The organism is Streptomyces sp. NBC_00726 (genome assembly GCF_045161735.1).
Lineage (GTDB): Bacteria > Actinomycetota > Actinomycetes > Streptomycetales > Streptomycetaceae > Streptomyces.
Genome location: NZ_CP108983.1, coordinates 6,020,358 through 6,032,725, shown reverse-complemented (window position 1 = coordinate 6,032,725; position 12,368 = coordinate 6,020,358). Strand labels below are relative to the sequence as shown.

General features: G+C 72.2%; 14 protein-coding genes. 3 read left to right on the top strand and 11 right to left on the bottom strand.

Going from position 1 to position 12,368, the window contains the following annotated elements:
• Nucleotides 1-18: 18 nt before the first annotated feature.
• Nucleotides 19-255 carry a DUF397 domain-containing protein gene (locus tag OG338_RS26800; protein WP_405939792.1) on the bottom strand — a complete coding sequence of 79 codons (237 nt, stop codon included), beginning with the start codon at nt 253-255 and terminating at the stop codon, nt 19-21.
• On the bottom strand, nt 255-1,115 hold the full coding sequence (locus tag OG338_RS26795; protein WP_405939791.1) for a helix-turn-helix domain-containing protein: 861 nt from the start codon (nt 1,113-1,115) through the stop codon (nt 255-257). The genes OG338_RS26800 and OG338_RS26795 overlap by 1 nt, the downstream gene beginning before the upstream one ends.
• Nucleotides 1,116-1,323: 208 nt before the next feature.
• On the opposite strand from OG338_RS26795, the gene OG338_RS26790 reads away from it, so the two are divergent.
• The gene (locus OG338_RS26790; protein WP_405939790.1) at nt 1,324-1,782 is read left to right on the top strand and encodes an ATP-binding protein; all 459 of its coding nucleotides are present in this window, start codon (nt 1,324-1,326) and stop codon (nt 1,780-1,782) included.
• Nucleotides 1,776-2,219, top strand: coding sequence for a hypothetical protein (locus OG338_RS26785; protein WP_405939789.1), 444 nt, complete (start codon nt 1,776-1,778; stop codon nt 2,217-2,219). The genes OG338_RS26790 and OG338_RS26785 overlap by 7 nt, the downstream gene beginning before the upstream one ends.
• A 31-nt stretch (nt 2,220-2,250) precedes the next feature.
• On the opposite strand, the gene OG338_RS26780 is transcribed toward OG338_RS26785, so the two are convergent.
• From OG338_RS26780 to OG338_RS26740, 9 genes are all read right to left on the bottom strand, one after another.
• Nucleotides 2,251-3,603 carry a 6-phospho-beta-glucosidase gene (locus OG338_RS26780; RefSeq protein ID WP_405939788.1) on the bottom strand — a complete coding sequence of 451 codons (1,353 nt, stop codon included), beginning with the start codon at nt 3,601-3,603 and terminating at the stop codon, nt 2,251-2,253.
• A 51-nt stretch (nt 3,604-3,654) separates the two neighbouring features.
• Nucleotides 3,655-5,223 carry a cytochrome P450 gene (locus tag OG338_RS26775; RefSeq protein WP_405939787.1) on the bottom strand — a complete coding sequence of 523 codons (1,569 nt, stop codon included), beginning with the start codon at nt 5,221-5,223 and terminating at the stop codon, nt 3,655-3,657.
• Nucleotides 5,224-5,308: 85 nt separating this feature from the next.
• The gene (locus OG338_RS26770) at nt 5,309-5,923 is read right to left on the bottom strand and encodes a GTP-binding protein (protein ID WP_405939786.1); all 615 of its coding nucleotides are present in this window, start codon (nt 5,921-5,923) and stop codon (nt 5,309-5,311) included.
• Entirely contained in the window at nt 5,904-6,275 is a 372-nt protein-coding gene (locus tag OG338_RS26765) for a DUF742 domain-containing protein (RefSeq protein ID WP_018100233.1), read from the bottom strand. The genes OG338_RS26770 and OG338_RS26765 overlap by 20 nt, the downstream gene beginning before the upstream one ends.
• Nucleotides 6,272-6,679 carry a roadblock/LC7 domain-containing protein gene (locus OG338_RS26760; RefSeq protein WP_018100234.1) on the bottom strand — a complete coding sequence of 136 codons (408 nt, stop codon included), beginning with the start codon at nt 6,677-6,679 and terminating at the stop codon, nt 6,272-6,274. Before OG338_RS26760 ends, OG338_RS26765 begins: the two co-directional genes overlap by 4 nt.
• Nucleotides 6,676-8,301, bottom strand: a complete 1,626-nt coding sequence (locus OG338_RS26755) for a sensor histidine kinase (protein WP_405939785.1) — start codon at nt 8,299-8,301, stop codon at nt 6,676-6,678. Before OG338_RS26755 ends, OG338_RS26760 begins: the two co-directional genes overlap by 4 nt.
• 320 nt (nt 8,302-8,621) lie before the next feature.
• The gene (locus OG338_RS26750; protein WP_405939784.1) at nt 8,622-9,128 is read right to left on the bottom strand and encodes a MarR family winged helix-turn-helix transcriptional regulator; all 507 of its coding nucleotides are present in this window, start codon (nt 9,126-9,128) and stop codon (nt 8,622-8,624) included.
• Entirely contained in the window at nt 9,125-10,810 is a 1,686-nt protein-coding gene (locus OG338_RS26745) for an FUSC family protein (protein WP_405939783.1), read from the bottom strand. The genes OG338_RS26750 and OG338_RS26745 overlap by 4 nt, the downstream gene beginning before the upstream one ends.
• Before the next feature lie 149 nt (nt 10,811-10,959).
• Nucleotides 10,960-11,781: a phospholipid scramblase-related protein gene (locus OG338_RS26740; protein WP_405939782.1), complete on the bottom strand. Its 822-nt coding sequence runs from the start codon at nt 11,779-11,781 to the stop codon at nt 10,960-10,962.
• A 116-nt stretch (nt 11,782-11,897) separates the two neighbouring features.
• Here OG338_RS26740 and OG338_RS26735 point away from each other — a divergent pair, with 116 nt between their 5' ends.
• Nucleotides 11,898-12,317: a hypothetical protein gene (locus OG338_RS26735; protein WP_405939781.1), complete on the top strand. Its 420-nt coding sequence runs from the start codon at nt 11,898-11,900 to the stop codon at nt 12,315-12,317.
• Nucleotides 12,318-12,368: the final 51 nt, after the last annotated feature.

Genomic DNA, 12,368 nt, shown 5'->3' with positions numbered 1-12,368 from the left:
CGGAGGGCCTTCCGCGGCTCAGGTCAGCAGGAAGTCGGCCTGGCCGGCCTTGGCGCCCTGGATGAACGCGGCGATCTCGTGGTGGGTGTAGATGAGGGCCGGACCTTCGGGGTCCGCGGACTGGCGCATGGCGATTCTCCCGTCGGCCAGTTTCATGGCCTCGACGCAGTTGCCGCCGTTGCCACCGCTCCAGGGCTTGTACCAGCCCTCGGAGCCCAGGTCACCGGCGGGCATGCCGTTGTATATGGGTGTCATCACAGCTCCTTGCGGAAGTCCCGGAGGAGTTCCTTCGTGCGTTGTGCAGTCGCGGCCTGGGCCGCCATGCGGTCCATGACTTCGAGGTACGAGGCCACCTCCTGCCGCGCGTCGAAGTAGACGGCTCCGGTCAGATATTCGCTGTAGACCATGTCGGGCAGTTCGGGGACGGCGAACCGGAAGAGCACGAACGGCCCGTACGTCCCCGGGTGGTGACCGGTGGAGAACTCCGCGATCTGCAAGGTCACGTTGGGCATCGCCGTCGCTTCCAGGAGCTTGTCCGCCTGGGCGCGCATGATCTCGGCGCTGCCCACCGGGCGGCGCAGAACGGTTTCGTCCATCACCACCCACAGGCGTGGGGCGTCGGGTCTGGTCAGCAGGGACTGCCGTTCCATCCGCAGCGCCACATGGCGCTCGATGTCCTCCGGCCGGGTCTGGCCGACGGCTCCGGTGCGCATCACCGTCCGCGCGTAGTCCTCGGTCTGGAGCAGTCCGGGGACGAAGTGCGGCTCGTACATGCGCAGGAGGCTCGCGGCCCCCTCCAGGCTGACGTACATGCTGAACCAGTCCGGCAGCACGTCGTGGAACCGCTGCCACCAGCCCGGCCTGTTGGCCTCCTCCGCGAGCTCGACGAACGCGTCGTTCTCCGCGTCGGAGATCCCGTACGCCTTCAGCAGCGCCTGGACGTAGGGGATCTTGAGCGCGACCTCGGCCGTCTCCATCCTGCGGACCGTCGCCGCGGTCACACGCAGCACCTTGGCGGCCTGGTCCCGGCTCAGGCCGGCCCGCTCCCGCAGTTCCTGCAGACGCTTGCCGAGAACGACCTGGCCCACGGTCGGGGCGGACCGCGGTTCGCTCACTTCAGACCTCCCCCACGCGCTGTATGTGGGTGCAGTGTGCCATGCGCCTGCTGTCAAAGACACAGCCACTCTGGAATTTTCAGAGTGCCCCTTGCCAAGTGTTCGTGACAGGTAGAGAGTTGGGGTGCGAAACCAGTTGACCTGTCGCGCCCTCGGCCTTTTCGAAGATCGCGAAGCGTGACGCAGCCCCCACTGTGAGGATTCGGTCGTGGCACCTGGCAGTGCGCTCATCCCCCGGCTCGTGGAGACCGGCCCGGGGACCGAAGCGCTCCGGTACTGCTTCGCGCTGCCCGCGCATCCCGAATCGGTCGCCACCGCCCGGCGCCTGACGAAGGCCCGGCTCGGCGAGTGGCGCACCGGCGGCGGCATTCTCGACGCCGCGGTGCTGATCGTGTCCGAACTGGTCACCAACGCGGTGGTGCACACCACCAGCGCACGGGTCCTGTGCGAACTGCGGTGCCTGGACGGCCGGCTGCGGGTCTCCGTACAGGACCAGGGGCACCAGCCGGACGGTCCGCGTCTCGGCAGAGGGGCGGACGACGAGCACGGACGCGGCCTGCTGCTCGTCGACTCACTGGCCCGCTCCTGGGGCTTTCGCGACGCCGGGGAAGGCTCGGGCCGCATCGTCTGGGCAGAACTGCCGCACGGCTCGGAGCACTCATGCTGAAGAACGCCATGAACCACCTCCTCGGACACCGCCGCTCCCGCGAGCCCGCCGGCTCCCCCGGCGCCGGCGGCCGGGTCCAGCTGCCGCTGCCCACGACCCTCTCGGCGAGCCTCGGCTACGACGCGGTGGGGGTGCCCGCCCGCCACGGCTTCCGGCTGATGTCCCATCTGCCGCGCACCGGCTGCGTCTTCGCGGACGGTGAGCGCTGGTGGTGGATCGTGCCGGCCGGCTCCGACCTGGACCTGGACTGGCCCGAGCAGGTGGCGTACGCGCGCGGGGCGTGCGTGCCCGCGGTACGCCCCCGGCTCATCCACCAGCCCGACAGCCGCACGCCCTACACCCCGCCCATCCCGCTGTTCCTGATGGTCTGCCAGGTGACGGGCGTGACGCCGTCGTGGACCCAGGCGTACGGGCCCCGAGCCGTCCCCGCTCCGTGATCCGGGCGGCGTCCCGGCCGGGGGCGCCGCGTCATGACCGTACGGCCCCCAGATACGCCAGCTCCGGGTGCGCCTTCACATAGCCGTCCACCAGGCGGTGGGCGACGGAGACCGAGTCGACCAGCGGGTGCAGGGCGAAGGCACGGACCGCGTCCGCGCGCGATCCGCTCGCCGCCGCGTCCAGCACCGCGCGCTCGACGGCCTTCACCGAGGTGACCAGGCCCACCGCGTGGTACGGCAGGGGGTCGACGGAGACGGAGCGGGCGCCGTTGGCGTCGACCAGGCAGGGGACCTCGATCACGGCGTCCGCGTCCAGCACCGAAAGGGTGGACCGGTTGCGGACGTTCAGGATCAGGGTGGTCCGCTCGTCGCGGGCGATGGCCCGCATCAGGGCGAGGGCGACCTGTTCGTAGCCGCCGGATTCGAGGTCGCTCTCCTCGCGCTCGCCGGCCCCGGCGACGTCCCGGTTCTCCGACATGTAGGTGGCCTCGCGCTCCGCCCGGGTGCGGTCCCAGGTGGCCAGGGCGGGGGTCGCCGGGTCCTTCATCCGGCCGTAGAAGCCCTCCTGCTGCTCGCGGAGGAAGGCGCCCCGGGTCTGCGCCGCCTCCTGGTAGGCGCGGACCGCCTCGCGGTTGAAGTAGTAGTAGTGCAGGTATTCGTTGGGGACCGCGCCCAGCGAGCGCAGCCAGTCGGCGCCGAACAGCCGCCCCTCCTCGAAGGAGCCCAGCAGTCCGGGGTCGGCCAGCAGACGCGGGAGTTCGTCGCGGCCGTCGACGTACAGCCCGCGCACCCAGCCGAGGTGGTTGAGCCCGACGTAGTCGACGCGGGCCAGGTCCGGATCGGCACCGAGGACCCGGGCGATGCGGCGGCCGAGGCCGACCGGTGAGTCGCAGATGCCGATGACGCGGTCGCCGAGGTGCCGGGACATCGCCTCGGTGACCAGCCCGGCCGGGTTGGTGAAGTTGATGACCCAGGCGTCCGGGGCGAGCCGGGCGATGCGCTGCGCGAGATCGACGGCGACGGGCACGGTGCGCAGTCCGTACGCGATGCCGCCGGCGCCGACCGTCTCCTGGCCGAGGACGCCCTCGTCCAGCGCGACGCGTTCGTCGGCGGCCCGGCCCGCGAGGCCGCCGACCCGGATCGCCGAGAAGACGAAGTCGGCGCCGCGCAGCGCCTCGTCCAGGTCGGTCGTGGCACGGACGGCGGGTGCGTCCGGAAGGGGCGCGGCCTGCTCGGCGAGGACCCGGGCCACGGCGGTGAGCCGGTCGGTGTCCGTGTCGTAGAGGGTGACGGCCGTGACCCGGCCCTCGGCGTGGTCGGCGAGCAGCGCCCCGTACACCAGTGGAACCCGGAATCCGCCGCCGCCCAGAATTGTCAGCTTCACGCTTCCGCATGGTACGGGGCGCCCCGGGGGCGCCCCGTACTCATGAGGGCCTCAGTCGCCGTTCCACCAGCGGGTCACGACGCGCCAGAGGCGGGCGGGGCCGCCGGGCTTGCGCTGGCGTGGGACGCGGCCGGTGGCCGTGCCGTCACCCGCCGGGCCGGACAGCGCGTCCGCCGAGCCGTCGGCCGTCGCGGTCGCCCCGGCCGGGGCGGCGGCGGACGGCGCGTGGGCCCCGTCCAGGGGGGCGCGGACCGGGGTCGGGGCGGTGTGGCGTACGGCGGACTGGACCTCCCAGTCCTGGCGGGCCGCGTTGGGCCGGCCCATGGACGGCGGCTCCCGGTCGTCCTGCGGGGAGCGGGGGGCGAATTCGGCGGGGAGGTCCACCAGGTGACGGCTCATGAAGTTGCCGACCCATTGCAGCTGGTGTTCGTCCACCGCGAGTTCGAGGTCGGGCAGCCGCATCAGGAGGGCGTCCACGCCGACGTCCGCGATGGCGCGGCCGATGTCCTGTCCGGGGCACTCGTGGGGGCCGCCGCTGAACGCCAGGTGCGAGCGGTTGCCCTCCATGTTGGCGGCCAGGTCGGGGCGGACCACGGGGTCGGTGTTGGCCGGGGCGATGCCGACGATCAGGGCGTCGCCGGCCTTGATGTGCTTCCCGCCCAGTTCGGTGTCGCCGACGGCCCAGCGGCCGAAGACGGCGGTGAACGGGGGCTCGTCCCACAGGGTCTGCTCGACCGCCTCGGGGACGGTCATGTGGCCGCCGCTGAGCCGGGCCCGGAAGCGCGGGTCGGTGAGGACCATGCGCAGCACGTTGGCGATCAGGTTGGCGGTGGCCTCGTAGGACGCGATCAGGATGAGCCGCAGATGCTCGGCGACCTCCTGGTCGTTCATGTTCGCGGGGTGCTCGACCAGCCAGGTCGCGAAGTCGTCGGCCGGTTCGCGGCGGCGGCGCTCGACCAGCCGGGTGAGCGCTCCCACCACATAGGCGTTGCTCTGGACGGCGGTGGCGGTGCCCTTGATCATGTCGCGGGCCGCCTCGACCATCCGGTCGTTGTACTCCTCCGGCATGCCGAGGATGGCGCACATGACCATCATGGGCAGCCGTTCGGCGAACTCGGCGACGAGGTCGGTGCGGCCCTCCCGGCAGAAGCCGTTGACGAGCCGGTTGCTGTACCGGTTGACGTGGCGCCGCACGCCGCGCGTGTCGATCCGGGCCATGGAGTCGGTGACGGCGCCGCGCTGGCGTTCGTGGGTGGCGCCGTCGGCGAAGACGCAGATCGGCTGCCAGGTGAAGATCGGCGCCAGCGGGTGGTCGGGGGCGACGCTGCCGTCCTGGAGGGCCCGCCAGCGGCGCGAGTCCCGGGAGAACTGCGAGGGCGTACGGGTCATGTGCATGTTCTCGCTGTGGCCGAGGACCAGCCAGGCGGGCACATCGCCGTGCAGCAGGACCGGGGCCACCGTGCCGTGTTCGGCGCGCAGTTTCTCGTACAGGCCGTGCGGGTCCTGCTCGGCCTCGGGGCCGTAGAGCCGGCGCAGGCCGCCGGGGCCGACGCCCAGGCCGTGCGCCGGGCACTCGGGGGGCGGGACCTGGCCGTGCTCGTAGGGGAAGGGGGTTGTCACGATCGCTCCAGGGGTCGGGCCTCGGGGGCCGGACGGTCGGGGGCGCGGTGGGGGCGCGCGGAACGGGTTCGGAAAGGGTGCGCGGTCAGCCGATCGGGAGGGAGAGGCCGTGCAGATAGCGCATCAGGGTCATCAGCACATCGCGGCTGGAGCCGCGCAGCCGGGCGTCGCAGTCGATCATCGGGACCTCTTCCGCGAGGTCCAGCGCGCCGCGCAGCGCCTCGACGGGGTACTTCGGCGCCTCGGGGAACGTGTTGATGGCGACGACGAACGGCACCCCGCGTTCCTCCAGGCGCCCGATGACGTCGAAGCTGGTTTCGAGCCGGCGGGTGTCGATGAGGACGACGGCTCCGAGGGCGCCCTCGAACAGGCCGTTCCAGAGGAACCAGAAGCGTTCCTGGCCGGGGGTGCCGAAGAGGTAGAGGATCAGCTCATCGCTGATGCTGATCCGGCCGAAGTCCATGGCGACGGTGGTGGCGGTCTTGCTCTCCACACCGAAGTTGTCGTCCACGCCGACGCCGTCCTGCGTCATCGTCTCTTCGGTGGTCAGGGGCCGGATCTCGCTGACCGAGCCGACCATGGTCGTCTTGCCGACCCCGAACCCGCCGACGATCACGACCTTCACCGCGGCGGTGGCCGTGGTGGGCAGGACATCCTCGCTGCGGGGGCCCGTGATCGTGTCAGAGTTTCTGAAGTCCATGCATCACCGCTTCGAGGAGGGACCGGTCCGGGAGGGTCGCGCGGACGATCGGCGCGCGCGATTCGATCAGACCGGTGGCGAGGAGTTCGGTGAGGAGCGAGGTCACCACGCTGAACGGCAGGCTGAGATAGGCGGAGAGTTCGGCGACCGATAACGGGGCCTGGCAGAGCCGGAGGATCACGGCCTGCTCGGGCTGGACCGTCGGGGACGGCTCCGACTTCGAGACAATCATCGTGACCAGGTCGAGCGCTGCCCGCTCGCTGCCGTCGGGATCGCCGGTGATGACGTAGAGCCTCTCCGGATCGCTCAGCGCCGGGTCGGCCTTGCGGCGTTCTCGTCGGGGAGAATTCATCCGGCCTGCCCGTCGTGGCGGGGCGGGCTCGTGAGGTGGCCGCCGATGCGTACGACCATGTCGCGCATCCGCGCCCCGACGTGCCCGGCGTCCACCGTCTCGCCGGCGAGCACCGCGAGATAGGCGCCGGCGCCGGCGGCCATCAGATAGAAGAAGCCGCCGGTGACCTCGATGACGACGAGCCGCATCCGGCCGTCGCTGTACGGGATCTCGGAGGCGACGGCCGCCGCCAGGCTCTGGAGTCCGGCGCAGGCGGCCGCGAGCCGGTCGGCGACGTCGGGGTCGCCGCCGTGCTGGGCGATGCGCAGTCCGTCGGCGGAGAGCACGACGATCTGATGGATGTCCGGGACGTCGTCGGCGAGTTCCTTGAGCATCCAGTCCATGTTGCCCCGCTGCTGGATCACCGCTGATCTCCCTTGTCCCACGCGTCGTCAGAGTCTTCGTCAGCCCTGGGCTCCTGGGGCACGCCGTTGGCGGCCTTGGTGAACGCCTCCAGCCAGATGCCGGGGGGCGGTTCCGTGCCGTTGTTCTGGGCCGGGCCGTAGTTGTGGCCGTGGCCGTTGGTGCGCCCGCCGGTGGGGTCGGCGGCCTGTGCGGGAAGGTTGTGCGAGCCGAGCGGGGCGCGGCCGCGGCTGCGGCGCTGCGGGAGTCCGCCGGCGGTCCACTCGGTCACGATGGGCACGTCGTCCTGCATGGCGACGGCCGGGGTGGGCGGGGCGGCCGGGCGGGGCTCGGAGACCACCGGGCCGGTCGCGGGCCGGGCCGCGACGGGGCTGGGCTTGCGGCGCTTGCCGCGGGGCGGCACCACGTGCTTCATGTCGTCGAGGTCGATGTCGCTGGTGGGCCGCGAGGTGGCGCCGATGCCGTGGGCGATGCCGGGGGCCGGGCCGGTGGTGATCATGGCGCGGGGCACGATGAGCACGGCGCGCACGCCGCCGTACGCGGACTGGCGCAGCGAGACCTGGAGGTCGTACATCCGGGCGAGGCGGCCGACGACGGCCATGCCGAGGCGCGGGGACTCGCCGAGGTCGTTCATGCTGGATCCGGCCTGGGCCCGGGCGAGCATGTTCTCGGCGCGGGCGCGGGCCTCCTCGCTGAGGCTGACGCCGCCGTCCTCGATCTCGATGGCGATGCCGGTCTGTACCTCGACCGCGGTGACGTGCACCCGGGTCTGCGGGGGCGAGTAGCGGGTGGCGTTGTCGAGGAGTTCGGCGCAGGCGTGGATGAGCGGTTCGACCGCGGTGCCGATGATGGCGACCTTGGCGATCGAGTGCAGATCGATGCGCGGGTACTCCAGGATGCGCGACATGGCGCCGCGCAACACGCTGAACAGCGGTACGGGCTTGGGCCACTGGCGGCTGGGGCGGGCGCCGCCGAGGACCGCGATGGAGTCGGCGAGGCGGCCGATCAGGGCGGTGCCGTGGTCGATGCGGAGCAGGTCGTCGAAGACGTCGGGGTTGCGCCCGTGGTGCTCCTCCATCTCCCGGAGCTCACTGGCCTGCCGGTGGACGATCGCCTGGACCCGGCGGGCGACGTTGACGAAGGCGCGCTGCGCGGAGTCCCGGGTCGCCTCCTCGTTGTCGATGATGTCGAGCACCGTGTAGACGAGGGAGCGCTGGGAGTCGGGCAGGTAGCGGTAGACCGGGTCGGAGTCCACCACGTCGCGCAGTACCTCGTCGGGCGAATTGCCCACGCGCAGCCGGTGGATGGCGGACGGCAGCAGCTCCTTGCTGATGCGGACGGTCTCTTCGTCGTGGTCGGCGATGCGCCGTTCCAGGGCGGTGACGCGCTGTTGGTACTCGGTGTTGCGGCGGCGGATCGTGCGACCGCGCCGGGCGATCTCCACGGCGAGCGCGGCGACCACGACGGTGGCGAATGCTCCGCACCAGACGACTGGTATCCGCGCGGGCTCGGCAACCAGCGCCGCCGCGGCGGCGGTTGCTCCCGCCATCACGACGACGGGCAGCAACAGGGCGCGGGCGACGGGGGCTTCCCGGCCGGCCGGCGGTGATTCAACACGGGCCATCTGAACCTCTGGCGGTTGATTCGGGATGTATTCCGGAGATTCGGCGCCTGCCTGAACATAGCGAACAAGCGCGCGAATTCATCTCAACTCGGCTTCACTGCGCGTGAGCTTAGTCAGATCGAATCAGCGCTTTCGCACATTCCTCCAACCCCCTGCGCGAGCGCTCCCGCGGTAGTACGCTCACGAGTTTTTGCACGCACCGCCTTCAGACGTGTGCGGGGAGTGACGGGGCGGAGGAATAAGGAAGAATCGCCCCACGGGGCGAGAGATGGGCACATATGAACGAAGGTGCCCGTACGAGTGGTGCCGGGCGGGGGCCGCTACTGGCGGGCGCCGCCGATGCGCCCCTCCAACTGCACCAGGAGCTCGCTGAGCTGTGCGCTCAGGCGGTCGCGGGACTCGGGGTCGAGGCCGGAGAGCACCGCGCGTTCGTACGCCAGCTGCCGGGGCAGCAGTCCGTCGACCAGGTCGCGGCCCTCGCCGGTGAGGCGGACGTGGGCGACCCTGCGGTCGCGCTCGTCGCCGCGCCGGGTGATCAGGCCGCGCTCCTGGAGGACCCGCAGCCGTTTGGTGACGGCGGCGCCGGAGGAGAAGGTCTCCCGGGCCAGTTCGCCGGGGGTCAGTTCGCGGCCGGTACGGCGTACGGCTCCGAGGAGGTCGAACTCCGCGCGGGTCAGCCCGGCCGCCCTCAGCGGGGCGTCCTCGGCCTGCTGGAGGAGCGCGGAGCAGCGGTTGATCCGGCCGATGAGCTCCATGGGCCCGGTGTCGAGTTCCGGGTTCACGGCCTGCCACTGCCGGACCACCGAGGCGACGATGTCGTCGGTCACACCGCTCCGTTCTCCTGGGCGGGCACACCTTGCCCCCGCCGTTGCGCTGTCGCCGCGAGCGTACGGTGTCCGGCCTGTTCGGCGGTGAGCACCGCATCGCGGATCGGGGCGGGCTGCCACCACTCGCCGGCCGCGGTGTCGTCCGCCTCGCGCAGTTCGACCAGGGTGCCGGTGAGACGGCGGCGGGCGGCGTCCAGGGCGGCGGGCGCGGGCTCCGGCGCGGCGAGGGTCCGTACGGCGTGGGCGCGGGCGCGTTCGGCGTCGGCCAGCGCGCGCTCGACGCGGCCGGTGGCGCGGCGGTTGGTGACCAGGACGGCGGCGAGGAAGCCGACGGCGGCGCCGATCACGGTGTCCAGAACCCGGTCGCCGATCAGCTCGCCGGCCGGGTGGCTGCCCGCGTACTCCAGGACGAGGAGGGCCATCGGGGTCACGGCGACGGAGCCGAGCCAGTAGTTGCGGGTGATCAGCGCCTCGGCCGCGAAGGCGAAGAGGAGGCAGAAGCCGATGAGGGCGAGCGGGGTGGCGCGGGCGGCCGGCAGGACGGCGGCGAAGACCAGGACGCCGATGAGGTTGCCGAGGGTGCGCTGGAGCGTGCGGTTCCAGGAGAGCGTGACGTTGGCCTGGTAGAGCGACGCGGCGGTGACGAGCGCCCAGTACGGGCGGCCGACGCCCACCGCCGAGCAGACGTACCCGGCCAGGGCGCAGCCGACGAGCGTGCGGGCGGCGACCGGGAGGAGCGGGGAGCCGGGGGCGAGGCCGCGCAGCAGCGTACGGAACCCGCTGCGGCGGGCGGCGCGTTCGGCGTCGAGGCCGAAGAGTTCGGCGCCGGTGCCGGGGGCGGGCGGCGGGGTGGGGACGGGGCCCCGGGCGCGGGTGAGCCGGGCCCATTCGCGGAGCCGGCCGGCATCGGCGGGGTCGGGTTCGCCCGCGAGGACGGCGGTCTCGGCGTGGACGGCCAGGCGCTCCAGGGCGCGGCGGGCCGGGGTGGGGCGGCCGGTGGCGAGGAGGGTCTGCCAGGCGGCGTGCACGGCGGTGACGGCGGCTCGGCGGGTGGCGTGGCCGGGGTCGGCGGCGTGCGCGGCGGCGGCGTCGAGGGCGCGGGCGGTGGCGCGGCGCTCGGGGCCGTCGCGGCGGACGAGCGCGGGGGCGACGACGGCGACGAGCCAGGCGACGGCGCCCGCGCCGAGGGTGAGGGCGAGGTGGCCGGGGACCTGGGCGAGCGTCTGGGGGACGAAGAGCGCGGCGGAGCTCACGAAGGTGAAGATCACCGGTCCGGGCGGGCCGATCCGGGTCGCGTCGCAGAGCAGCTTCTGGCCGGCGGCCAGGAGCGCGCCGACCGCGATGAGCACGGCGGTGGACGTGGTGAGCGAGGCGACGACGAGGGCGGCGCCGAGCCCGGCGGTCATGCCGAGGACGACCCCGGCGACGGTGCCGGCGCGGCGGGCGTACGGGAGGTGGTGGCCGTACAGCGCGCAGAGCGAGCCGGCCATCGTGTACATCACCAGGTCGAGCCGGCCGAGGGCGAGTAGCACCAGGTTGGGTATCGCGGTGGCCACGACGACGCTGGTGGCGGGCTTGAACCACAGGTCGGACGGCCGGTTCAGACGCAGCGGGCCGGTCAGCGGGAGTCTGCGGACGGCGGGCCCGGCGGGCTTGGCGGACCTGATGGTTGTATCACTCACTCATTTACTTTAACAGGTATTACACAAGTAAAACACCTGGATCGAAACTGGTCCCCGAACACGGCCCCCTGGACACAGCGCCCCCGGACACGACACCGCCCGCGCTCCTCGGACGAGAGGCGCGGGCGGTCGGGCGTACGGGGCCGGGCTCAGCCGAGGCCGCGGGCGTCCTGCTTGAGGGCGGTGTCCACGGTCAGGGCCGTCGCCACCACGAGGCTCAGCAGCGGCTCGGGCAGCTGGCGGTGGATCTGGAGGACGTAGTTGTCCGCCGTCGTGAACAGCGTCTTCGCGAGCCCTTCCCAGGTCTTGGTGATCCGGGCGATCTCCTGATCGTTGTGGTCGACGATCGCGAAGTTCCAGGCGCGCCAGTTCTCGGCCTTGATCGCGCCGATCTGCTGCCCGCCGGCCATCATCGCGAAGTTGATCTTGCCGATGGCGTTCTGCTGGACGATCTCGCCGACCGGCTGACCGTCGGGGCGCTCCACGACGACCCGGGACTTGATGAACTTCGCGGGGCGGGTCAGCAGCAGTTGCGGCTGACCGTACGCGTCGCGGATCTCAAGGCGGTGGGTCAGGTACTGGTCGATGCTGGTCAGGAACCGGAGCACCTTGCGCATGGCGCCCTGGCCGACCTGGACGACCGAGCCGATGGTGTTGCCGTGCTGATCGAAGACGCTGTACTCGTTCGTCAGCTCGATCAGCTTGGCCTTCTGGTTCACGACCAGGACCTGCTGGCTGAAGAGCGAGCCGCCGGGGGCGCCGCCCTGCGGGTGCTGCGGGTGCGGCGGGGCAGCTTGCTGGGGTACGGCCGCGGGCTGCTGCGGCACCTGCGCCGGGGCCTGGGCCGGGGCCTGGCCGTCCGCGGCGTGGGTGTGCTCCGTCCACTGGGAACCGTCCCAGTAGCGCAGCAGCTGAGGGGCGCCATGCGGATCCGGATACCAGCCCGCAGATACGTTCGAGTGCGTGGTCACCGGGGCACACTATCTCGCCATGGCCGAAATCGGTCCTGCCGTCCGTGGATCCACAGTTTCACCCCTTCCTCCCATGCACTACTTGAATCTTCAACGCGCCACGTACGATGTGCGGGATGAACAGGGTGAGCGAGGGACCGGAGCGGCTGCGCGGCACCGGTGCGCCGGTCGTGCTCGCCTGGCTGTTCGTCCTGGTCGCGCTCGTCTCGTGCTGCGCGCCGCAGTCCGTACGCCCCCATTCCTCCCCCGAGTACGCCCCCGCCTCGGCCCTCGCGACGCTGACCGATCTCACGGTGGTCCGGGTCGTGGTGGCCGACACCCCGCGCGACCGGGGCGTGGGTGATTCCTGCCACGACGCCTCGGATCACTCGCCGCCCGTCGTGCTGCCCGCCCCGCCGGGCCCGGCGGCGGTCCCCTCGGCGGCCGTGGCGCTTCTCCCGCACCGCCCCCTGACCGGCGGCGGGTCCATCCGGGGTCCCTCCAACGACGCGGTCGGCGAGGTCGACCCCCTGCGCCTCCAGGTTCAGCGGACCTAGGACGGCCGGGGATGCCCCGTGCCCGTTCCCGGGTGCGGCGGCTCCCCCTCT

Bases quoted from the DNA above. Each gene is read 5' to 3' on its own strand.
- OG338_RS26800 (WP_405939792.1), bottom strand. From the start codon at position 255: ATGACACCCATATACAACGGCATGCCCGCCGGTGACCTGGGCTCCGAG.
- OG338_RS26755 (WP_405939785.1), bottom strand. From the start codon at position 8,301: ATGGCCCGTGTTGAATCACCGCCGGCCGGCCGGGAAGCCCCCGTCGCC.
- OG338_RS26785 (WP_405939789.1), top strand. From the start codon at position 1,776: ATGCTGAAGAACGCCATGAACCACCTCCTCGGACACCGCCGCTCCCGC.
- OG338_RS26765 (WP_018100233.1), bottom strand. From the start codon at position 6,275: ATGAATTCTCCCCGACGAGAACGCCGCAAGGCCGACCCGGCGCTGAGC.
- OG338_RS26735 (WP_405939781.1), top strand. From the start codon at position 11,898: ATGAACAGGGTGAGCGAGGGACCGGAGCGGCTGCGCGGCACCGGTGCG.
- OG338_RS26770 (WP_405939786.1), bottom strand. From the start codon at position 5,923: ATGGACTTCAGAAACTCTGACACGATCACGGGCCCCCGCAGCGAGGAT.